Here is a 23,237-nt window from a genome sequence, read left to right as displayed (position 1 = left end):
TACATTTAGTCCCATGGCGCGACCCAATTTTTATCATTCTTATCCGATACCTGCACGATCGCACCAGTCCGGTCATTCCGCACAACGTAAGAACCATCTTTGGCTACATAACCAGTTGCGGGATCATTGAGTCTGGTACCAGAAGCCGGATCGAACCTAGTATCTCTAGTCACAACAGTCTTGCTTGGGTTTGCGATAACACCTTCAAGAGAATCGGTTGTCCAACCCCGCTTCCCCATTTGCTGAGCAATTTTTGGCTCCACGATTGAAGGTATTCCTTTTGCACCCTCTCCCGCATCGCCCACCTCACTGTACATCCCCCCCGGACTCAACTGATGCCCCGGCGTCACATACGCACCATCCCCCTTCTGTCCATCCAGCTGTGTGCCGCCCGTATGCGGCGTGGTCACCAGGCCTCCACCCTCCGCATACCCACCACTGACCGGATGCCCGTTATTTGAACCCGCGATCGGGTTGTCGTAAACGCCCGACTTGGGATCAAAATCGGCGATCGGCAGTTTCGTACCCAACAGTATCGTCCAGATCGTGGCCGAAACCTCCATCTGGTGCTTGACGTCTTTCCCCGTTTCCCACGTGGCCGCTTCCAATGCGCTGGCAGCTGCAACCAATCCCTCGCTGTTGTTGGGTGCCGCGTAATAGGCCGAAAGTGCCGCGCCTACTCCAACGATAGTGCCATAAGCCAATTGAGGTGAGGCTACCCAGTTCGACTGCCCAAGACTCGAATCGGAAAGCAGCCTCAACTGCGCGATCACCTGAAGGGCTTTTTCCGGCGACTCACCCGCCAGTTCGGTCAGACGTTGGGCTAATGCTTGAGACTCAGGCGTGGTCGCTCCATGGGTCAGATCGGCGATTACCCCATTGACGATAACCGCTCGTCTGGCTGGATCGCGGTGAGTGAACTCGCGCATTTTTGCACGCGACACCAATGTATTGTTGACCGCAATGGCACCGTTGCCCTGCGCAAATGCGGACATGGTGAACACAAGATCACTGAGATCGTTCAGTGCCTGCTCACTGTTTTCGCCGTAGCGGGCCGCATTGGCTTTCCAACGATCAAACGTCTGCTTGGGGGTCATCACCGCGTTTACTGACGAACCAGTGACGTAAAGGTGTGTGTACTGCTCTTGGTCGCGTGTGATCTCGTAAGCCTTGTTGAGATCTCGGTTGAGGCCCTTCGTGGAGTCGATACCGGTGACAGCATCATTGCGCACCACGATCTCGCCAGCCCCTACGGTGGCTCGCACGATTTGCTCGCGATCCTTCTGATATTCCCAGCCGCTCACGCTCCAGCTGGTTTTGCCATCGCGCCCGTTATCACCCTTGCCGACCTGGCTGGCATCCTGAGTCGTACCCCCGCTACCTTTGCTGAAGCTGCCACCCACGTTCAAGTAGTAGCCATGCTCTTTATCGCTGCCAGCGATGTCGCTGAAGCCAAGCGTGCCGGTGTCGAGTTTGAGATTGCCGTTATCGGCTGCAATCAGCGCCCCATCGACCTGAGTGTGGTTTTCAGTACGAACATCGACTTTACTCGTACCGGTGATGGTGGTTTGCTGGTCAACCCAATGGGTCTTGCCGCTGGTCTTGCCGTAGCCCACGGAGCCGCTGATGCCTGCCCCAATGCCAACTGTAACCGTCACGTTAAGATCGGATTCCTTACCCTTGACCCGGCCCGTGTCAGCAAGCGACGCGACCTTCAGGTCGCCCCCCACCCGTCCCAGCACTTCGTCGCCGCGCAGGTCAGCACCGGCAATCGTGGTATCCCCGGCGCTGCTGAAGTTCAAGCGGTCGCCGGCATACAGGTAGGCTTGCTGGTGGCGTTCAGCTTCACGTTCCAGATTGCCCTCGCCCGGGCTGACACTGGCATACACACCGACCCCATCGGAACCGAACGCAAAGCCAGCCTCCCCGCCGGCATTATGTCGGTGCTCGTTACTGCTGCTGTCGTTATGCACCGCACGGATGTTGAGGTCGTTGCCGGCTTTGAGGTCGATGTCACGCCCGGCAGACACCTGAGTGCCCACCAGATTCATGTCACGGCTGGCCTGCAGATTGACATCGCGCCCTGCCGCCAATTGAGCCGGTGTCGAGGAGCCCTGTGTCGAATCCGCAGCGGCGGCACCATAGCTGCCCCCAACGCCTACTTTGAAGCCACCGCTGGTACCACCATGGGCACCACCCCAGCTTTCACGCTGTACGTTTTCCTGAGTCACGCTGCCCTTGGCCACGTCAAGGTGGATATCGCGCCCCTTGATGTTTATGTCGCGCTCGGCCTGCAACTGCCCGCCCTTGATCGTCACATCGTTGCCGGCAGCGACATTGACGTCCCTGCCCGCATCCAGCGTGGATGATCGGGTGCTGTGCTCCACCGTCTGCTGGGTGACGCTCTGGATGCTGTGGCCCACCTTGACGTCCGCCGTCGGCCCGGCCATGAACTGGTTGACTGCGTCGAAGCCCTTGAGGGTACTGGAGACCTTGCTGACAGCATTGTCGCCCTTGCCTGCGCCGTTTGCGGCGTCCTTGGCATTACCGAAGTTGTGGTTGACGGTGGCAGTTACACCGTTGCGCTGGAGCTCACGCTGCTGTTCGCTCACGCGCAACTGCTGCGCGGCATCGATGTTAATGTCACGTACAGCAGTAAAGTCGATATCGCGCGCGGCTTGCGCATCCGAGCCAGCCTGGTTGATATCGCGACCTGCGACCACGGCCAGGTCTTGCCCGGCACTGATCTGGCTGGCAGCGGCAGTTTGCTGCTCAAGGCGCTGCTTCTCCTTGAGCTGTTCAGCGCCTGCAAAGAAACTCACGCCATTGTCATCGCCCGAAACACCCAGCCCGACCTGCTTGTGGCGAGACCATTGTTCGTCGTACTGCTGGTTCTGCGCCGCCAGCACATTTACATCGCGCCCGGCATTTAGGCTGACATTGCGACCGGCGTCGATCCCGCTGCCAACCACGTTGATATCGCGCTTGGCTTGCAGCGTGGCATCGCGGTCCGCCACCACCTGACTACCTACGCTGGTGCTGGTTTGCGCCTGACGTCCAGATTCCTTGGCCGAGGCGATCGATAGGAAGCCATTGGATGCGCTCAACCCGACCTTCTGCTTGTACTGCTCACTATGGCTATAGGCCGTGTCATTGGCAGACACAAGGTTGATATCGCCTGCGGCGTTGACCAAGCCGGCGCGCAGTTCCACGTCGTTGCCGGCACGGGTTTCGCTGGCGCGTATCCGTACGTCGCCGCCTGCGGCGATGACTGCGTCATTGCCGGCCTCCAGCTCACTGGCCACCTGACTGGCGCTGGTCTTGAGCTGGCTCTTGCCGCTTCTGCTGAGGCCGAGGAAGCCTGACTTGGTCTTCTTGCTGAAGCTGCCGTGCTCTTCGATTCCGGACAACACCGCAACGTCTCCTGCGGCCGCCATCAGCAGGTCACTGCCAGCCTTGAGTTCGCTGCCAATGATGCTGACGTTGCGCCCGCCATCCAGGTTCAGACTGCCATCGGCGGCCTTGCTGGTGTTGATGGTGAGGTCTTTGCCCGCCTCGATCAGAGACGCGACATTGGTGCTGTGGTAGCTCTCTTTCTGCTCGGAACTGCTACGCCCGAATGAGCCCTTACTCTTCTTCAGGTAGTAGGACGCACTCTCATCTTGATCGGAAGCGACAACCAGATCACGGGCCGCATCGATATCGACCGCACCGCCGCCTTTCACCTGGCTGGCGACGATAGACAGGTCCTGGCCCGCGCTCAAGGACACGTCACCACCTGCACTCACTACGGTCGAAACCTGAGTAATGCGGTCCTGGGACTGGGTAACTTTGCGGCCACGGCTATAGCGGTGGGCCTCTTCGGCAGCAGCGCCAAGGTTGAGGTCACTTGTGGCGGCCATGGCGATATCACGCCCGACCTCAATGCGACTGGCTACGGCATTGATATCACGGCCAGCGCCGATATCCAGATCACGCCCCGCTTCAACCGTGGCGCCATGCTGCTGCACGGTGCTGTTGCGCTTCTGGCTACTGTAGAAACTTTCCCGTTGTTCGACCGCCAGCAAGCTGACGTCACGACCCGCGCTGATGGACAGGTCGCCGCCGCTCTTTATCACGCTGCCGATGTTCTTGACGTCACGACCTGCAGAAAGATCAAGGTCGTTGGCCGCTTCAATGCGCGCGGCGTTGTCGAGGAAGTCACTCTGCTGGCTTGTGCCACGATGATTGAGTACTGCACGGGTCTGGTCACGCTGGTTGATCAGATCACCGTTGACCGCTCTCACACTCACATCGCGACCGGCAATGATGCCACCGGTACTGTTGAGCACGTTGTTGCCAGCCAACAGTTCCAGCCGCTCGCCAGCCTGGATCAAGCCGCTGTTGACAAGGTCATTGCCCGCTTTGGCAGAGAGATCGCGCGAGGCAAGCAGCGTACCTGCGTTGGTCAGGTTCTCGCCTGCGATGAGTTCTACATCCTGGCCGGCGATCAGTGCGCCGCTGGGTGCCAGGCGGTTGTTGGCCTGGGCCAGGTAGAGCACCGGAACCAGTACCTGCTCACCGTTGACCTGATGCGTTTCCATCCACACGATATCGTGGGTCAGGGCTGTCACCTGCGCTGCGCTCAGCCCCACGCCGACGCTCAAAGCCAGCTCACGCTGGCTGCGGATGGCGTTGTCCATCAGGTACTTGAATACCTGTTCGCCGGAGGTCTTCCCTTCGAGGAACTGCTGGCCGGTGCGGGCCACCACCGCCTGCTGTATGAGGCGTTGTTCGTAGAGACCGTCGCCCAGACGCTTCCAGCTTTTATCCGGGTCGTAGCCCAGGCCGGAGAGCAGATAGTCGGAGCTCATGAACTGTTTGAGTTCGGTCAGTACCGGGTTGGTTTCGATCAGGTACTTGTGCGGGGCGCCGACATACTGGCTACTGGGAACATGGGTGATACCTGGCAGCGGCGTCACGCTGCTGATACCAAGGTCATCAGTGACCTCCGGGGTGCGACCCTTAGCGCCATCATGGCGCTGAGGCACCGATGTATCCACCGCTGTTGCAACCGGGGTATGTAAGCTGAGCACGCTGGCATGCCCCCCTTTCACGCCGCCTTGATGGTCGAGACGTTCGACATACTGATTACTCAGGCTGGAAACAGCTGCATCGACCACCTTAGGCATACCGAGCTGCACGCCAGGTGCCACCGCCTCACGCCCTGGGGAATCGAGGCTAGAACTGCCCATACTCCAGGTTGGCGAAGCCCCCTTGACCGTGCTGCCCCCTTGCCCACTCAAGCGGAACAGCCCATTCTGCCCAGTTGGCAGGGTGAAGCTCCCCAATGCCAGAGGGTTTACCTGCTGTCGGGCCAGATCTGGGGGTAATTGCGCATTGATAGTGATAAGGGTGCTGCTGGAAGCAGTCGAAAGCTTTGGGTCGAAAGCCTTCGCAGCCGAGCCACTCACGGGCAAACCTTCACGAATGACGCTGTTGGTGAGGTTCTTCGTGGCGTTGATCTGCACCCGGCCACCTGCCTGGATTACGGCGTTGGCAGCTCCCACCTGTGCGCCATGATTGATGATGCGCTCATCGAAGAAGGAAATGCCTTGCAACTGCTCGGGAAGCGGGGCTGGTGAGCCCGGCCGAAACGCCGGCCTCACATTGAACGCACTGCCACTGACTAACGTGCCATAGTGACGCCAACCGACAGTGACAGCTTGGTCGTTGTCAGAACTCAGGCGTATCGTTGGCGTGATTCTGGACTCATTCCAATTGGCGTCCCAACTCCTCAACGTGCCTCGGCTCTCAAAACCTTGAGAAACATAGGAATAATCAGGATCGTTGACAGCATTGTACTTCATCACAGCCGACCAAAACTTGTTAGCATACTTATTGACGTATCCGGGCAGGCCAAACGACTTCAGGACAGAATAAGTACCCAATGCTGTCCCAGCATTGTTGAACTTCTCTAAAGTCGCGGTGATGTTACGCTGAGCACTAATAACAGAAGCGGAGTTCTCAAGGTTACGCCCAAGAATGAAAAGATCCCTTCCGGATTGAATGATTGCCGCAGGAGAGTCGGCCTCCAGTTCTGACTCATAGTACTCCTGCAGCACCATATGTCCGGAATTTTGTCCGGTCTCTCGCATGCCGATAGAACTCCACACGGGTGTTCCCGACACCTTGAAAAACTCTTTCCGGTTTTCGATCTCTCCCACACCCAAGCGCATGTCACCCGCACTTTCGAGGCTGCCGGAAATATTCTCAAGCTTATCCGCCCAACTCCCCGCTACATCTCGCGCTACGGTCAACGTGCCAAGGCTGTAAACGTCACCATAGAAATTGGTCAAGTTACCTGTGAACAACTGCATATCACCGCCGCTGAACAGCAACCCGCGCTCATTGCGCAGGCTAGCGGTGGTTACGCTCAACCGTTGGTTGCTGCCTAACGTTCCTAGGTTATCCAGGCGTCCTGCGCTGACCAACATGTCTGCCCCCGAGGTCAGTCGCCCCAGGTTACTCAACAGGCCACTTACATCGACGTTACTTGTGCCCACCCCCGTCATGCTGGCGTTGCTGCCCAATGCCATCTGCGCAGTTCGCACGTTTAGTGAACCCTGGCTGCTGACGCGACCATTACCGCTATAAGTGCCACGCAGGCTAAGGCTGAGATCGCCGTCACTGGCGATCAGCCCGTCATTGCTCCAATTGCCGCCGATGCCCTCAAGCCGATCAGAAGCTAGCAACTGGCCGCCAGCGGTCTGGGTCAGGTGATTGATGTTCAGGTTCAGGCGCCCTGCCTGGATGGCGCTGCCGTTGGTCCAGCTATCGGCCGTCAGTGTCAGGCCGCCGCGCGTGACTAGGCTGCCACCAGCACGGGTAAGGTTGGCCATATCGATGTCGAATGTGCCGGTGCCCGCGTGCAGCACCTTGCCGCCCACGTTCTTCAGCAATCCTGCGCCGAGGGTGAGGTCACTGCTGCCGATCTCTACCAGGCCGCTGCGGTTGTCGAACAGCCCGCCGATGGCAAACCGGCTCTTGCCGGTGGCGCCCAGTGCCCGCAACTGCCCACCCTGGTTGTCCAGGCTGGCGGCGTTGATGCCCAGCACACTCGCGCTTTCGAGGATGCCCTTGCGGTTATCCAGGGCGCCGGTCAGGTCAAGCTCGATACGTTGGCCGACCATTTCGCCTCGGGTGTCACCGCCGTTGGCCAGGTCTTGGCCGGTGACGCTCAGCAGGCCACTGGCGGAAAGCCCGCCGGCGCGATTGTCCAGTCGGTGGGCGCGGATCAGCGCGTCGCCATCGAGCGCCGCGATGCGTCCGCCACGATTGTCGAGCTGCCCGGTTTGTAGATCCAGCCGCAGGGCTTGAAGAATGCCGCCCTGCCCCAGCGTATCCACCCCGTTTCGCAACACGCCGGTGCTGCGCGCGACGAATGCGCTCTTGAGGCTGGCGAGCACGCCACCTCGGTTGTCGACATTGACGCCGCTCAGGGTCAGGGCCCCTCCCTGAGCGATGACCTTGCCACTCTGGTTGTCGAGGTCGCCATCCAGCTCGATCGCCACGGCGCCTTGGGCCTGCAAGGTACCCTTGGCATTGGCAAGGCTCGCCGCACGCAGGTTCACGTCTGCGTGCTGGCTGTAGATCAGCCCTTGCTCGCCGTTATCCACACCTCCCGTGCTGGTGAGGGTAAGCAGGTCGCTGGCGGCAAGCGTGCCGCGTTGGCTGTTGTCCAGCCCCGCCACCAGCAGTGTCAGCAAACCTTGGCTGGCGATCTGACCGCCTTGATTGTCGAGCACGCCCGCACGCTGAATCAGCAAGGCCTTGCCGCTGGCTAGCTTGCCACCGCGGTTGACCACATCAGCCAGCAGGTCGAGGGTCAGCACGCCCTGTGCGGCCAGGCTACCGGCACGGTTGTCCAGCCGTGTACCGCTCAGGCTCAACCCCTGCTGCGCCGCCACACGCCCCGTGCGATTGTCGAGGGTGTGCGCGCTGATCTCGAGGTCGCCCCCGGCGTCGATCAGTCCGCCCTCCTGGTTGTCGAGCGTGCCGGTTACCGTCAGGCGCTGGCCCGCACCGCTGGACAGTACGCCGTTGGCGCTGTTGTCGAGGCTGGCAGCGCTGACCTCCAGGCGCTGCTGGGCGACCAGTGCCCCCCTGCCGCTGTTGCGCAGGGCGTGCTCGACCTGCGCCTCAAGGTCGCCAGAGCGGCTTGATAGCGTGCCCTGCTGGCGGTTATCCAGGCGCTGGGCGGTAACAGCCAGGCCCTGCCAGCCCGAGACCAGGCCGCTCTGGTTGTCGATGTCTGTCGCCGTCACGCTCAAGGACTGCTCGCTGAGCAGCACGCCATTGCGGTTGTCCAACTCGCCCGCCTTGAAACGCAAGTCACGGGCCGTGGAAAGCTCACCGCCCACGTTGGCCAGCTTGCGCAGGTTATCCAGGGTCAAAGGGCCTGCGGTAGTGATCAGCCCGCCACTGTTATCCAGGTCGGCGCCGCGCATATCCAGCGTGATGGCACTGCCCAGCAGTTTGCCGCGTTGGTTGTCTAGGCCCAGGCTGCTCAAGGCAAGATTGCTGCGCGCCTCGATCATGCCGTTGTCGCGATTGAGCAACAGCGCGTTGACCTCCAGGCTCATGCCACTCAGGCTCACCAGAGTACCCGCACTGTTATCCAGCCGCCCCACGCGGCCATCGAGCGATTGGGCAGCGAGCATTCCCTTCAGGTTGCTCAACAGTTCGCTGACGCGCACGTGCAATGCCTGGTTGCTCAGCACACGGCCGCCGCCGTTGTCCAGCTGTCGAGCAGCCAGGGTGAACGCCTGGGCGCTGGAGATTTCGCCCGCGCGATTGTCCACCGTCTTCAGGTTGTCCAGCACCAGCAACGGCGCATTGATCAGACCAGCACGGTTGTCCAGATGACCGTGATTGAGGTCCAGGTGCACGGAGGCGTCGCTGAACAGCTTGCCACCTTGCTGGTCGAGCCCGTTGACACTGGCAGTGAGCGCTTCACGGCTGCCAAGACGGCCACCGTCATGGTTGTCCAGCTGGCCGGCGCGAATGGCCAAGGTAAGGTTGCTGCTGACGCTGCCTTCATGGCTGTTGTCGAAATGGCCGGTGCCAATGTCCAGCCCACCCTTGCTTGCCAGTACGCCCTTGGCGCTGTTGTCCAGGCTGGCACTGGTGAGCCTCAGGCCCTCATCAGTGAGCAAGCGCCCCCCCTGGTTGAGCACCGCGCCACCGGCTGCCAACTGCATCGCGCCAGCGCTGGATAAGGTGCCGGCGCTGTTGTCCAGCCCCAGCAGGGTCAGCGCCAATTTGCCTTCAGCGTTGATCAGCCCGGCACGGTTGAGTGCCTGCCCGGTCAGCATCACGGCCATGTCCTGCTGGCTGAGCAAGCGCCCACCCTCATTGTCCAGACGCTGGCCAGTGAGTGTCAGGCCGGTGTGTGCCTCGATGCGACCCTGGTTGCGGTTGAGTAACTGCTGTACGTCCAGCGACAGGTCGGTCCCCGCGACCAGCAGGCCACCATCGCTGTTGTCCAACTGTGCGCCGGTAAGACCAAGGGTGGTCTTGCCAGTGATTTCACCGCCGCGGTTGTCCACCTGCGCGATATCGAGCAACACCGCTGCGTTGCCACCGACCAGCCCCAGCAGACGGTTATCCAGGTAACCGCCTTTGAGCTGCATCTGCCCAAGTCCCACAAGCGAACCGCCGGCATTGATCATCCTGCCGGCCTCGACGACCAGGTTCCCTTTGCTGGAAACCGTGCCCTGACCGTTGTCCAGCGTAGCGGCAAGCAACCGACTCGCGGCGTCACCCACCAATGTGCCTTGACGATTGTCGAGCAGGCCCTCAACGGACAGGGACAGTGCCTGGCGACTGCTGACCAGACCTTCACGGTTGTCCAAGCTGGCGGCAGAGAGGGTAAGGCCATTGCCCGAGACTAGGCCCTTGACGTTTGCGATAGCCTGGTCGACGCGTACCGTCAATTGCTGGTTGCTGATGAGTTTGCCGAGTCGGTTGTCCAGGCGAGTGGCGCTGAGGTTCACCGCCTGAGCGCTGGAAATTTCACCCTGCTGGTTATCCACCGCCGCGAGGTTCTTGAGTACCAGAACCGGTGCATTGATCAGGCCCCGGTTGGTCAACTGACCCGAGCCAAGGTCCAGGCTCAACGATGTCTTGCTGAACAGTTCGCCCCCCTGCTGGTCCAGGCCGCTGGCAGTGATTTCAGCGGCGCCTTCGCTGGCAATCCGGCTGCCAACACCATTGCTGACCTGTGCAGCCTGGACCACCAGCCTGCCGTTGCCGGTCAGTTGGCCGCGCTCGCGATTGTCCAGGTCACCGGTGGTCAACGTCAGCGCACCGTGTGCCCCCATTTCTCCCGCACGGTTGTCCAGCCGGACGCTGGTAACGGTCATCCGTCCCTCGGCAGCAAGAGAGCCGCGTCGGTTGTTCACACCGCCCTCTGCTGCAAGCGCAAGGTTGCCGGCGCTGCTCAGGGTTCCGTCGGTGTTGTCCAGGCTGGCAGCCGTTACGACAAGGTCGCCCTCAGTAGTGATCAGACCCCGTTCATTACGCAGCGTCTCGCCGGTCTTGAGGTGTATGTGCTGCTCACCGATTAGGCGACCACCAGTGTTGTCCAGGCCCACGCCATCGAGTGTCAACTCCCCGCTGGCACGCAACAGCCCCTGGGACTGGTTGATCACCTGGGCAACCTTCAGCCTCAGGTCCGTGCCGGCCAGAAGCTTGCCCGCGCTGTTGTCCAGACGTTGCCCCAGCAGCACCATGGACTGTCCTGCGGACAGTTCACCGGCGCGGTTATCAAGGGTCTGCACCTCAAGGGTCGCGCCCTTGCCGGCACCGACCAGTCCACCCTGGCTGTTGTCCAACTGCGTGCCGCGCAGATTCAACTGCCCCAGCGTAACGAGCTTGCCGCCTTGCTGATTCAGCCGATCAACGCGCGCACTCAGGTCGCCACCGCTCGACACATGTCCCGCAGTATTGTCCAGGTGCGTGAGCGTCAGATGCATGTCCCCCATGGCACCGAACAGCCCTAAAGTATTGAGAAGCGCCTGCCCTTTATAACGGATGCCAGACTGACCACTTACCTGCCCATGATCGCGGTTGTCGAGGCTGTCGATATGCAGGTCAAGTTGGCCATTGGCATCGACCTTGCCGCCGCGGTTGTCCCACTGGCCACCCCGCAGGGTCAACAGATCCTTGCCGCTGAGCCGACCACTGCGGTTGTCCAGTTGCCCGGCGTCGATCAACGCCTTGCCCTTTGCACTGAACAGGCCCTGCGCCTGGTTGTTCAACAGACCGCTGACCTTGGCTTGCAGCGAACCGTCGCTGAGCACCTTGCCCTGTGCGGTATTGTCGAGGCTGCCGGCATCGACGTCCAACGTCCCTCCCGCAGCCAGTACACCCTGCCTGTTGTCGAGCGCGCCCTTCACGTTCAGCCGCAGGGCATTGTCACCGCTGACCGTCCCCACACGGTTGTCGATACGGTCGGCTTCGATACGGCTGACGCCCGCACTGGAAAGTTCGCCCAGGCGATTGTCCAGACCCTCTCCAAGGGCGACGAACAGGTCACCGTCACTGGTCACTACTCCTTCGCGGTTATCCAGGCGCAGCGCCGCAAGGTCGAGCCCCTCAGCCGACACCAGGCCACCCAGGTTACTCATCACGCCATCCAACCTAAGCGTCAGGGCTTGCTCGCTGTACAACTGGCCTTTGCTGTTGTCCAGCGTGTGGGCAACAAGGTGCAGGGCGCGCTGACTGGAAATTTCGCCGCTACGGTTATCCACGTCGGCTAGCTGACGCAGGTTCAATTGACGGGCGGCAATCACGCCATTGCGGTTATCCAGACGTCCCTTGTTCAGGTCCAGGGTCAGGTCGGTGGCACTCGTCAGTTGGCCGCCGTGCTGGTCGAGCCTGCCAACGCTGACGGCCACCGCCTGATTGCCACTGATGCGACCTTCGGCGCCATTGTTCAGCGTGGCGGCCTTGATGCCCAAAGTGGCTTGGCTGGCAAGGTGACCGCCTCGGTTATCGATATGCTCAGCGGCCGTGAGCGCCATGCCAAGGCCGGCCAGAATACGCCCGGCGCGATTGTCCAGGCTGCCCAGATCGAGGCTGATCACATCAAGGCTCGACAGCTCACCCGCCTGGTTGTCCAGATTGGTCAGAGTGATATCAAGCGCCCCCTTGCTGGTGACCTGGCCACCTTTGCCATTGAGCAATTGACCGCCATCGATTGCCATGTGGGCGCCGCTGACCAGGCGCCCCTGTTGCCGGTTGTCGAAGCTATCGGCTTTGAACTGCGCCACTTGCCCGGCACTGAACGCACCACTCCGGTTGTCCACTCCGTTACGCACATTGACCGCCAGGTTTCGGCTGGCCACCACAGTCTTGCCCGCGTTGTCGAACTGCGCCGCCGTCAACTTCACATCCCCCCGGCCATTGCGGCTGTTGTCGGGGTTCACACCGGCCTCGATAACACCGCGGTTACTCAGCGTCCCCTCGGCCTGCAAGGTCACACGCTCACGCGCCGCAATGCTCTGCTGGTTGACCAGCGCCCCCGCGCTGTCCACACGCACCTCGGTACCGCTATACATCGGCCCCTGCACCTCGACACTCGCCGCCTTGACCTTCACCGCCCCACTGGCACTGACCTGCGCCACGCTCAAGTGTCCATTGGCATCGAGCTGCATGTCCCCCGCACTGGCCACAACGTCACCGGCCAGGCGCACTCCGACCCCGGCTTCGGTGCCTACCAGCTTGATCGCCCCGGCATACATGCCGCCCAGTGCGGTGGAATCGATGGCCAATGCGGGCGCCGCCTGGTCAGTGCCCGCGCGCGCGGTGGTGGCCAGTGTGCTGGCGTCGACGTCATTACGCCCGGTGACGATGTTCAGTTCCTGGGCATGCAACTGCGCGTTGAGCCTGGCCGAGCGGGTAATGATGTCGAAGCGCTCGACGTTGTCGGCGTTTAGCCCCGCACCTTCGAGGCTGACGCTGCCACCATCGACCTGGTAGCGGCCCACGCGGCCTTGGTGGTCGAGCACCGGTGTGCCCGTGGTCAGCGTCACCTGAGGGGTGTTGATAAAACCGCAGCCATTGCAGCTGATGCCATGGGGGTTTGCGACGATGACCTTGGCCGATTGCCCCGCCACTTCCGTGTAACCACGCAACTGGCTGGGATTGGTACCGTTGACCTCGTTGAGGATGGTGTTGGCGGCTTTGCCCTTGAGGTTGGAGTTGCCGAGGATGATCCCGCCCAACTGGGTGGCCTGGGTGCGCCCGGTGGCGTTGTTGAGAATCACGCCCTGACTGGCGACGTTGTAATCCTTGAACTGGTTGTGCGACAGGCCGCTGCCGTTAGGTGCGGCGATATTGACGATGGGGACGCCGTTGCCGGCTTGACCCAATGTCGTCCCCGGTGCGCTGACCACTATGCCTTCGGACGCCTGCACCCACAGCGGTTGCCAAAACATGGCATTGGCTAGAATGAATGCCAAGCCACGCTTGGATAGCCCGCAGAAAGACTCACGCGATTGAATCGTGGCCGAGCGCTGGCGCGCCAAGAAGGCAAAAAGTCGAACGTCCATGTCACATCTCGCTGGGTGCAGTCTTGATCGGAAAGGTCAGATGGCAAGACCAAAGTGGAAGTACACCGGGGCTTCCCGGTCCGGCAGCGCGCCAGGGCGCTTCAGCGTATGTGCGAATACCACACTCGCCTGCACATGCTTGCCCAACGCAAACAGCTCCACCGAGTTGCTACTGGCGCGACCGTGCCGCTGGCCGTTGTAACGGTCGCCACGAATCACACCCTGGTCGTAACCCAGGCTCAAACCGTATTCACGCAACACTGGTTGCAGTCGCTGCCAGGTAACCGGGCGGCTCCAGCGCAGGTCATTACGCCAGTAGCCACCGCTGTCACCAGCCAAGGACTGGTCCTTGAAGCCGCGTACCGAGGCCAGGCCGCCCAGGCTGATGCGCTGCGGGCTGTACAGCACGTCCTCGCTGCGCTGGCCGGTAGCCAGGCTGCTGAAGCTGAGCGACTCGCCCCACAGCTCGAAACCCTGCAGGTAGCTGAGGGTGGCGGTGTACTTGCGAAAACGCGCATCGGCGTGACCAGGCCCGGGATTGTCATTGCCCTGGGCATCAAAGGCGCCGATGCCGTTCTGCATGCCGAGGTCGAGGTTTACGAAGGCGTTGCCGATACGCCGCCCATGGTTGAAGCCCAACTGCGACTCGCTGATGCGGTTGCTGTTGTTTTGCAGACGGCTCTGTTCGACGTAATTGTTGGTGCGCAGGTACGCCAGACCAGCATTGAGGGAGGTCTTGCTGAGCGCGTCGCGATGGATCACGCGTTCGGCACGCAACTGGTGGGACTGGCTGTCGCCGCTGTACTTGAAGTCATAGCCATTGCCCTGGCCGAGCGCGCGGTACTCGCTTTCGCTATAGCTGTAGGTGAAGTTCCACCAGCCCCACGGCAGGTTGTAAAACAGCACGCCGTTCTTCGAACCGACAGCGTGGTCACTGACCACATCGTGGCCACCGCGCAGCACCAGTTGGTCGGCCAGGCCCAGCGGGCTGTCCCATTCGAAGCCCAGGTTGACCTGCTGCTCGCCGGTGCTCTTCTGCCCGTTGTTGTTGCGCGAGATCGCTGCGCGCCAGGGTTTCTGTGCGGTATTGCGCACCAGCACGGTACTGCCTCCTACGGCAGCACCGGGGCTCAGTTCCATCTGTGCTTTGTTCGACAACAAGCGATTGAGCTGGTCGACCATCTGTTCGATTTCACGCAGGTTGACCGGTTCGCCTTCACGGCCAGGAAAGGTCATGCCCAGCTCGCGTGCGGACAGCTGACTGTCATCGGCACCGCGCAGACCTTCCAGTCGCCCTTCCACCACCAGCACCTGCAGGTGTCCTGAGGACAGGTCCTGTTGCGGCAGGTAGGCGCGGCTGGTCACCCAGCCCTTGTCGATGTAGAGGTTGGTGATGGCTTTGAGCACTTCATTGAGCTGGGTAACGCCCAGGCACTGGCCGATGTAGGGCTGCAGCACGCGGCTGCGCTGGGCGCTCGAGAGGCTGTCGGCGCCCTTGAGCTCGATGGTGTCGATCTGAAAGCAGCGGGCATCGGCCGGCGCCGGTGCAGTCTGGGTAGGGGCGGTGCTGCCAGGCAGCTCCTTGAGTTCCTGCAGGCGCCGCTGCTGCTCTTCAAGCAACCGCCCCTGACGCTCGCGAATCAGTTCCTGGTCCCCCGGCAAGCTCGCGGCCGATACAGGGCCAGCAAGGATGCCCAACAACAGCCAGAAGCAGGACAGCTTTGTGCCAGATACCAAAAACGCCATCTTCCCATCCCTGGAAGCAAAAAACGAAGGCGCGATAGTAGAGAGACAGAACAATGGCGTCAATTTGCCATCATGGCAAATTGATTACATTTTATTCAAACAATGCATCCAGCGCCTGCTCCAGCCGCGTCACCGCAATCACCTGCAGCCCCGGCGGCGCTTCCTTGGGCGCGTTGCCCTTGGGCACGATGGCGCGCTTGAAGCCATGTTTGGCGGCCTCCTTCAGGCGCTCCTGCCCGCTCGGCACCGGGCGCACTTCACCAGACAGGCCCACCTCGCCGAACACCAGCAGGTCGTGTGGCAGCGGGCGGTTGCGCAGGCTCGACATCACCGCCGCCATCAAGGCCAGGTCCGACGCGGTCTCCAGTACCTTGACCCCGCCCACCACGTTGAGAAACACGTCCTGGTCGTGGGTGGGGATGCCGCCATGGCGATGCAGCACCGCCAGCAACATGGCCAGGCGGTTCTGGTCCAGGCCCAGGGTCACACGGCGCGGGTTGGCCATGTGGCTTTCATCCACCAGCGCCTGCACCTCCACCAGCATCGGCCGGGTACCTTCCCAGGTGGCCATCACCACGCTGCCCGGCACTTCCTCCTGGGCACGGGTCAGGAAGATCGCCGACGGGTTGGAGACTTCCTTGAGGCCGCGGTCGGTCATGCCGAACACGCCCAGCTCGTTGACCGCACCAAAGCGGTTCTTCACCGCGCGCAGCAGGCGCAGGCGACCGTCGGACTCGCCCTCGAAATACAGCACGGTGTCGACCATGTGTTCCAGTACCCGCGGCCCGGCCAACGCGCCCTCCTTGGTCACGTGGCCGACCAGGAAGATCGCCGTGCCGCTCTGTTTGGCATAGCGCACCAGCAAGGCGGCACTCTCGCGTACCTGCGACACGCCACCGGGCACCGACTGCAACTGTTCGGTGAAGATGGTCTGGATGGAGTCGATCACCATCACCTTGGGCTTTTCGACCCGCGCGGTGGCAATGATGGTTTCGATGCAGGTCTCGGTCATCACCCGCAACTGATCCTGCGGCAGGCCCAGGCGACGGGCACGCATGGCCACCTGCTGCTGGGATTCTTCCCCGGTGACGTACAGCGCCGGCATGCGCGTGGCAATGTTGCACAGGGTCTGCAGCAGGATGGTGGACTTGCCGATGCCCGGGTCACCACCAATCAGCACCACCGATCCATCGACCAGGCCGCCACCGAGCACGCGGTCCAGCTCGGCGCTGGCGGTGCTGAAACGCGGAATCTCCTCGACACTGACCTCGGCCAGGGTCTTGATCTGCGCCTGTTGCCCGGCCCAGCCGGTGCGCCCGGCAGGCGCCGCAGCGCCGCCACTTTCGATCATGGTCTCGACCAGGGTGTTCCACGCGCCGCATTCGCCGCACTGGCCCGCCCACTTGGGAAAGGTCGCGCCGCACTCGGTGCAGCCGTACATGCGCTTGGCCTTGGCCATGGGGCAGTCTCCTGGAAAAAGGGGCCATGATAGCCGAGCCGACCCAGCTGCGGGGCGCCGCCTGGGCGACAAAACTATTCGGCATAGCCGGGGTCTTTTACTGCAACGCGGAGCATGAAGCGCATAGCTGATTTACACTGCGATGACCAATCTCATCTGTTACAGGGAATAAACCATGGGCGTGATCAGTGAATTCAAGGCCTTCGCGGTCAAGGGCAACGTGGTCGACATGGCCGTCGGTATCATCATCGGCGCCGCGTTCGGCAAAATCGTTTCATCGTTTGTTGGCGATGTGGTGATGCCACCCCTGGGCCTGCTGATCGGTGGAGTGGACTTCAGTGATCTGGCGGTGGTGCTCAAGGCGGCCGAGGGTGACGCGCCGGCGGTGGTGCTGGCCTATGGCAAGTTCATCCAGACGGTGATCGACTTTCTGATCGTGGCCTTCGCGATCTTCATGGGCGTGAAGGTGATCAACCGCCTCAAGCGCGAAGAAGCGGTGGCCCCGACCCTGCCGCCGGTACCCACCAAGGAAGAAGAACTGCTGGGCGAAATCCGCGACCTGCTCAAGGCGCAGAACCAGCAGCCCTGAACCGGGCCTGCCTGACCGTAACGGCGCCTTCGGGCGCCGTTGTGCTGTCTACCAGTAGTTTTCCACCGCCACCTGGCCCGGCCGGCGGCTGAGGCTCAGCTGAAGATCACGTGCCTTGAGCACCTGGCGGGTGTCGTCGATCATCTGCGGGTTGCCGCAGAGCATCACCCGCGAATGTTCGGGGGTCAGCGCCAGGCCGGCCGCACGCTCCAGTTCACCGTTCTCGATCAGGGTGGTGATACGCCCGTTCAGCGCACCCGGGTGTTGCTCGCGGGTGACCACCGGAATGAACTGCAGCTTGCCCGCATGTTCGGCCAGGTAGTCGCGCTGCTCCAGGCCGGCGATCTCCTGCTGATAGGCGAGCTCCCTGGCTTCGCGCACCGAATAGACCAGCTTGATGGTGTCGAACCGCTCCCAGGCTTCGAAGTCCTGCAGTATCGACATGAAGGGTGCAATGCCGGTACCTGTCGCCAGCAACCACAGGTCCCGCCCGTCGGCGAAGCGATCAAGGGTCAGGAAACCGAACGCCTGGCGGTCGATCAACAGTTGGTCACCCTCGCGCAGCCGGCTCAGCTCACTGGTGAACTCGCCGCCGGGCACGACGATCGAGAAAAAGTCCAGGTACTCGTCGAACGGCGACGAGACCATCGAGTACGCCCGCCACACCACGCTGCCATCGGCACGGGTCACGCCCAGGCGAGCAAACTGGCCGGCCCGGAACCGAAAACCGGGATCACGGGTTACGCGCAGGCTGAACAGGTTGGGGGTCAGCGGCTGGACATCGAGCAGGGTCTGGCGGGTGAACTTCTCCGCACTGGCAGTCATGGTGTGCTCCACAATTCAGGTAAACACAGTGTCGCGCAAAGCTGACGGGATAAACACCGCCGCGATGTAATGGCATTACGCTCATGTGTTTCAACCACGTAACAAAACATGTAACGCGGGTTGTACAACCCTATTTTTATGTAGAGCACTGGAACATTTCTATAGCAAAAAAAACCTAGAACAACGTGCGACTTTTCCTACACTCGATCCAGGGTGACTAAATTGCAAAGGTGCACGGAGGCTCAAATGCCATATTGGAAGCAGGAGCAGTTGCAACAACTGACGCAGGAGGAAAACCAGCAACAGATGTTTGCCACTGCACTGTCACTGGCCGAGCAACTGGACATGGAGTTTCTGGCATACCGCCTGAACGGCAGGACGGTCGCCGAAGGCCCGCAGGTCATGATGTTCAACAACTACCCGGCCGAATGGAACGAGCTCTACAAGAAGAACGAGTACGAGCGCATCGACCCGGTGCTTGTGCATTGCCATCATTCGAACATGCCGGTGCTGTGGTCCCCGCAGTTGTACAAGCAAGCCCCCGAGTTGCGACAGACGGCATGCGAACATGGCCTGTGCCATGGCTGGAGCCAGGGCACCCAGGACCTGCGCGGCAACGAAAGCGTACTGTGCGTATCACGTCGGCAGGGCGAAGTGAGCATGGCGGAACTGTACGAAAAGTCGGCCCAGACCCTGTGGCTGTGCAACCTGCTGCACACCCTGATGGTTGCCAAGTTGCATCCGCCCAAGGCCAGCGTGCAGGCACTCTCGCCCCGGGAACGCGAGGTGCTGCAGTGGACCGCTGCCGGCAAGACCGCCGAAGACATCAGTTGCATCCTCACGCTGTCCAGAAGCACGGTCAATTTTCATATCCGCAGCATCACCAGCAAACTCAACACCACCAACAAGACCAGCGCGGTCGCCATCGCCACCCAGTACGGGTTGATCTGAGGTTCTGCTCGCCAACACCCCCCTCCCCACCTGCAAAAACGCTGTAGAATCTGCGCCCGTCCAGCGCCAAGCCCCAGCGCGCGCGCCAAAGCCCAGAGCCCTACGCCATGCCCCTGTTGATCACCCCCTTCGCCGAGCTCGAGCTGCTTCGCCAGCCCGAATACGCCAACGACCCCTTGCAGGCCTTCGACGCGGCCGACGAGTACCTGCTCGAACACCTGGCCGCGCAGGCGCTGCCTGCCACGAGCCGGGTACTGGTACTCAACGACAGCTTCGGCGCACTGGCCATCAGCCTGCGCGCCCATGCCCAGGTGCTGGGCAGCGGCGACTCCTACCTGGCCCGGCTGGCACTGGAGAAGAACCTGGTGCGCAATGGCCAGGCATTCGACAGCGTGCCCTTCATCACCGCCAGCCAGCATTGGCAGGGGCCGTTCGACCGGGTGCTGGTGCGCGTACCCAAGACCCTGGCGCTGCTCGAAGAGCAGTTGATCCGGCTGCAGGGCCAGTTGGCACCCGGCGCGCAGGTAATCGCCGGGGCGATGATCAAGCACCTGCCACGGGCAGCCGGCGACCTGCTGGAGAAGTACATCGGCCCGGTGCAGGCATCGCTGGCGCGCAAGAAGGCGCGCCTGCTGATCGCCACGGCCGAGCCCAGGGCGGCGGCAGCCTCGCCCTACCCCACCCGTTATCAGCTGGAGCAACCACCGCTGGAGCTGGTGAACCACGCCAATGTGTTCTGCCGCGAAGGGCTGGATATCGGTACCCGTGCCTTCCTGCCACATCTGCCCCGCGACCTGGGCGATGCGCGGGTGGCCGACCTTGGCTGCGGCAACGGCGTGCTGGGCATCGTCAGCGCGCTGGCCAACCCGCAGGCGCACTACACCCTGGTGGACGAGTCGTACATGGCGGTGCAGTCGGCCGAGCAGAACTGGCAGGCGGCGCTGGGCGAGCGAGCCGTGACGGTGCGCGCCGACGACGGGCTGGCCGGGCAGGCACCGCAGTCCCTGGACGTGGTGCTGTGCAACCCGCCGTTTCACCAGCAGCAGGTGGTGGGGGACTTTCTCGCCTGGCGCATGTTCCAGCAGGCACGCGAGGCACTGGTGGTGGGCGGGGCGCTGTACATCGTGGGCAATCGGCACCTGGGCTATCACAGCAAGCTGGCGCGATTGTTCCGGGGAGTGGAGCAGGTGGCAGCCACGCCGAAGTTCGTGGTGCTCAAGGCGCGCAAGTAGGCCGGGTACGGAGCCGACACCTTCGCCGGCAAGCGGCTCCTGCGCCAGGCGGCCGAGACAGGCAAAAAAAACCCTGCGCAGCTCACGCGGCGCAGGGTGTAAACCCGCCCAGGGCGGGATGGGAAGTACCTTGGCTCAGTGGGTACTCAAGCCCGCCGCCGCCATGAACATCCGCATCAGCCAGGCCACCACGGCCAGGCTTGCCACGCTCACTGCCCAGATCAGCAGCAGCCAGCCCAGGCGCTGCATCAGCGGCTTTTTCTCCGGTTCGAAGGTGTCTTTGCCAGTCATTGCCAGGCCCTCCTAGTGATAGCCGTCGTCGTGGGTCACCTTGCCGCGGAACACGTAGTAGCTCCAGAAGGTGTAGCCCAGGATGAACGGGATGATGAACAGCGTGCCCACCAGCATGAAGCCCTGGCTCTGCGGCGGCGCTGCGGCGTCCCAGATCGAGATCGACGGCGGGATGATGTTCGGCCACAGGCTGATGCCCAGCCCGCTGTAGCCCAGGAAGATCAGCACCAACGTCAGCAGGAACGGGGTGTAGTGGGCATGGCGTGCCACCGCCCGCACCAGCCCGTACAGCGTGACCAGCACCAGGATCGGCACTGGCAGGAACCAGAACAGGTTGGGCAGGCTGAACCAGCGCGTGGCGATGTCCGGATGCGCCAGCGGCGTCCAGATACTCACCACACCGGTCACGGCCAGCAGCACGAAGGCCAGTGGGCGTGCCAGGTCATGCATCTTGCTCTGCAACGGGCCTTCGGTCTTCATGATCAGCCAGGTGCAGCCGAGCAAGGCATAGGCCACGATCAGCCCCACCCCGCAGAACAGGCTGAACGGCGTCAGCCAGTCCAGCGAGCCGCCTGCGTAGTTGCGTTCGACCACCTTGAAGCCTTCGATGAATGCGCCCAGTGCCACGCCCTGGAAGAAGGTTGCGGCCAGCGAGCCGCCGATGAACGCCTTGTCCCACAGGTGGCGCTTGTCGGCCTTGGCCTTGAAGCGAAACTCGAAGGCCACGCCACGGAAGATCAGCCCCATCAGCATCAGCATCAACGGCAGGTACAGCGCCGAGAGCACCACCGCATAGGCCAGCGGGAAGGCGCCGAACAGCGCCGCCCCACCCAGCACCAGCCAGGTCTCGTTGCCGTCCCAGACCGGGGCGACGGTGTTCATCATCACATCGCGGTCGCGCTCGCCCTTGACGAAGGGAAACAGGATGCCGATGCCCAGGTCGAAGCCGTCCATCACCACGTACATCATGATGCCGAAGATGATGATCACGGCCCAGATAAGCGGAAGATCAATACCCATGAGTCAGTTCCCCTTGCTCAGGCTGGCGTGGTCGTCGGCATGGTCGTCGTCGGCAGCCGACAACGGCCGCGCCGGGGTGCGTTGCTGGCCAGGCCCGCCATGGGTCGGCTCGTCGCCCTCGCCGGTTTCCGGCCCCTTGCGCACCAGACGCATCATGTAGCCGAGCCCCGCGCCGAACAGCGCGAAGTACACCACCACGAACATCACCAGGGTGATGCCCAGTTGCGCATAGCTGTGGTTGGACACGCCATCGGCGGTACGCATCAGCCCGTACACCACCCACGGCTGGCGACCGACCTCGGTGGTGAACCAGCCGGCCAGGATTGCGATCAGCCCGGACGGGCCCATCCACAGGGTCAGGTAGAGGAACGGGCGCGAGCTGTACAGGGTGCCGCGCTTGCGCAGCCACAGGCTCCACAGGCCCACGGCGATCATCAGCATGCCCAGCCCGACCATGATGCGGAACGACCAGAACACCACGGTGGAGTTGGGCCGGTCTTCAGGCGGGAACTCCTTCATCGCCGGCACCTGCTTGTCCAGGCTGTGGGTCAGGATCAGGCTGCCCAGCGCCGGGATCTCCAGCTTGAAGTGGGTGGTCTCGTTCTTCATGTCGGGGATGCCGAACAGGATCAGCGGGGTCGGCTCGTCGCCGACGTTTTCCCAGTGGCCTTCGATGGCGGCGATCTTCACCGGCTGGTGCTTGAGGGTGTTGAGCCCGTGGAAATCACCGATCACCGCCTGCACCGGCGCCACGATCAGCGCCATCCACATGGCCATCGAGAGCATCTTGCGAATCGCCGGGTTGTCCTTGCCGCGCAGCAGGTGCCAGGCGGCCGAGGCGCCGACGAAGAAGGCCGTGGCCACGAATGCTGCCGTGGCCATGTGCGCCAGGCGGTAGGGGAAGGACGGGTTGAAGATCACCGCGAACCAGTCGACCGGGATCACCACGCCGTTGACGATTTCATAACCTTGCGGGGTCTGCATCCAGCTGTTGGACGCCAGGATCCAGAAGGTGGAGATCAGCGTGCCGACGGCGACCATGATGGTGGCGAAGAAGTGCAGGCCGCGCCCGACCTTGTTCCAGCCGAACAGCATGACCCCCAGAAAGCCCGCTTCGAGGAAGAACGCGGTGAGCACCTCATAGGTCAGCAACGGACCGGTGATCGAGCCGGCGAAGTCCGAGAAGCGGCTCCAGTTGGTGCCGAACTGGTACGCCATGACCAGGCCGGAGACCACGCCCATGCCGAAGTTGACGGCAAAGATCTTCGACCAGAAGTGGTACAGGTCGCGGTAGACGCTGTTGTGGGTCTTGAGCCACAGGCCTTCGAGCACCGCCAGGTAACTCGCCAGGCCGATGGTGATGGCCGGGAACAGGATGTGGAAAGAGATCGTAAACGCAAACTGGATTCGGGCGAGATCTAGAGCCTCTAATCCGAACATAGTGCTTCCTCTGTCAGGTTATCCGGCGTCAGGGTCACGGCCTTGGCGCCAACTGCCCCTACGTCATTGAGTGCGGCGAGTTGGAA

General features: G+C 62.1%; 10 protein-coding genes. 3 read left to right on the top strand and 7 right to left on the bottom strand.

The features are described 5' to 3' along the window. Window positions 1-5: 5 nt before the first annotated feature. The 3 genes from LOY33_RS03350 to radA all read right to left on the bottom strand — a co-directional run bounded on the left by LOY33_RS03350 (window position 6) and on the right by radA (window position 16,803). Window positions 6-13,598 carry a hemagglutinin repeat-containing protein gene (locus LOY33_RS03350; RefSeq protein ID WP_258661453.1) on the bottom strand — a complete coding sequence of 4,531 codons (13,593 nt, stop codon included), beginning with the start codon at window positions 13,596-13,598 and terminating at the stop codon, window positions 6-8. Between the two features lie 36 nt (window positions 13,599-13,634). After that, entirely contained in the window at window positions 13,635-15,344 is a 1,710-nt protein-coding gene (locus tag LOY33_RS03345) for a ShlB/FhaC/HecB family hemolysin secretion/activation protein (protein WP_258661451.1), read from the bottom strand. Window positions 15,345-15,435: 91 nt separating this feature from the next. After that, entirely contained in the window at window positions 15,436-16,803 is a 1,368-nt protein-coding gene (gene radA / locus LOY33_RS03340) for a DNA repair protein RadA (RefSeq protein ID WP_258661448.1), read from the bottom strand. Between the two features lie 175 nt (window positions 16,804-16,978). On the opposite strand from radA, the gene mscL reads away from it, so the two are divergent. Beyond that, window positions 16,979-17,392 carry a large-conductance mechanosensitive channel protein MscL gene (gene mscL, locus LOY33_RS03335; protein WP_054916565.1) on the top strand — a complete coding sequence of 138 codons (414 nt, stop codon included), beginning with the start codon at window positions 16,979-16,981 and terminating at the stop codon, window positions 17,390-17,392. Between the two features lie 48 nt (window positions 17,393-17,440). Here the strand turns inward: mscL and LOY33_RS03330 are convergent, their stop codons facing one another. Beyond that, window positions 17,441-18,217, bottom strand: coding sequence for a ferredoxin--NADP reductase (locus LOY33_RS03330; RefSeq protein ID WP_043860573.1), 777 nt, complete (start codon window positions 18,215-18,217; stop codon window positions 17,441-17,443). Window positions 18,218-18,463: 246 nt separating this feature from the next. Here LOY33_RS03330 and LOY33_RS03325 point away from each other — a divergent pair, with 246 nt between their 5' ends. Both LOY33_RS03325 and LOY33_RS03320 read left to right on the top strand, forming a co-directional pair. Beyond that, complete coding sequence (locus LOY33_RS03325) at window positions 18,464-19,168, top strand: LuxR family transcriptional regulator (RefSeq protein WP_258661444.1); 705 nt, start codon at window positions 18,464-18,466, stop codon at window positions 19,166-19,168. A 107-nt stretch (window positions 19,169-19,275) separates the two neighbouring features. After that, the gene (locus tag LOY33_RS03320) at window positions 19,276-20,400 is read left to right on the top strand and encodes a methyltransferase (RefSeq protein WP_078481819.1); all 1,125 of its coding nucleotides are present in this window, start codon (window positions 19,276-19,278) and stop codon (window positions 20,398-20,400) included. Window positions 20,401-20,535: 135 nt separating this feature from the next. Here the strand turns inward: LOY33_RS03320 and LOY33_RS03315 are convergent, their stop codons facing one another. The 3 genes from LOY33_RS03315 to LOY33_RS03305 are packed head-to-tail and all read right to left on the bottom strand — an operon-like array spanning window position 20,536 to window position 23,151. Further along, entirely contained in the window at window positions 20,536-20,691 is a 156-nt protein-coding gene (locus LOY33_RS03315; RefSeq protein WP_043860576.1) for a DUF2474 domain-containing protein, read from the bottom strand. Between the two features lie 12 nt (window positions 20,692-20,703). Further along, the gene (gene cydB / locus LOY33_RS03310; protein ID WP_043860577.1) at window positions 20,704-21,711 is read right to left on the bottom strand and encodes a cytochrome d ubiquinol oxidase subunit II; all 1,008 of its coding nucleotides are present in this window, start codon (window positions 21,709-21,711) and stop codon (window positions 20,704-20,706) included. 3 nt (window positions 21,712-21,714) lie between these two features. Then, a complete protein-coding gene (locus LOY33_RS03305) occupies window positions 21,715-23,151 on the bottom strand; it encodes a cytochrome ubiquinol oxidase subunit I (RefSeq protein WP_043860578.1) in 1,437 nt (478 codons plus the stop codon). Window positions 23,152-23,237 lie beyond the last annotated feature (86 nt).

The sequence above is a fragment of the Pseudomonas sp. B21-036 genome (assembly GCF_024748925.1).
GTDB classification, from domain to species: domain Bacteria; phylum Pseudomonadota; class Gammaproteobacteria; order Pseudomonadales; family Pseudomonadaceae; genus Aquipseudomonas; species Aquipseudomonas palmensis.
The sequence above is the reverse complement of the archived record's forward strand: the minus strand, read 5'-3'. Positions and strand labels throughout refer to the sequence as shown.

What these genes read in the sequence shown, in the direction of transcription:
- LOY33_RS03325 (WP_258661444.1), top strand. Translation starts at nt 18,464, where the DNA reads ATGCCATATTGGAAGCAGGAGCAGTTGCAACAACTGACGCAGGAGGAA.
- radA (WP_258661448.1), bottom strand. Translation starts at nt 16,803, where the DNA reads ATGGCCAAGGCCAAGCGCATGTACGGCTGCACCGAGTGCGGCGCGACC.
- LOY33_RS03315 (WP_043860576.1), bottom strand. Translation starts at nt 20,691, where the DNA reads ATGACTGGCAAAGACACCTTCGAACCGGAGAAAAAGCCGCTGATGCAG.
- cydB (WP_043860577.1), bottom strand. Translation starts at nt 21,711, where the DNA reads ATGGGTATTGATCTTCCGCTTATCTGGGCCGTGATCATCATCTTCGGC.
- LOY33_RS03320 (WP_078481819.1), top strand. Translation starts at nt 19,276, where the DNA reads ATGCCCCTGTTGATCACCCCCTTCGCCGAGCTCGAGCTGCTTCGCCAG.
- LOY33_RS03305 (WP_043860578.1), bottom strand. Translation starts at nt 23,151, where the DNA reads ATGTTCGGATTAGAGGCTCTAGATCTCGCCCGAATCCAGTTTGCGTTT.
- LOY33_RS03330 (WP_043860573.1), bottom strand. Translation starts at nt 18,217, where the DNA reads ATGACTGCCAGTGCGGAGAAGTTCACCCGCCAGACCCTGCTCGATGTC.
- LOY33_RS03350 (WP_258661453.1), bottom strand. Translation starts at nt 13,598, where the DNA reads ATGGACGTTCGACTTTTTGCCTTCTTGGCGCGCCAGCGCTCGGCCACG.
- mscL (WP_054916565.1), top strand. Translation starts at nt 16,979, where the DNA reads ATGGGCGTGATCAGTGAATTCAAGGCCTTCGCGGTCAAGGGCAACGTG.
- LOY33_RS03345 (WP_258661451.1), bottom strand. Translation starts at nt 15,344, where the DNA reads ATGGCGTTTTTGGTATCTGGCACAAAGCTGTCCTGCTTCTGGCTGTTG.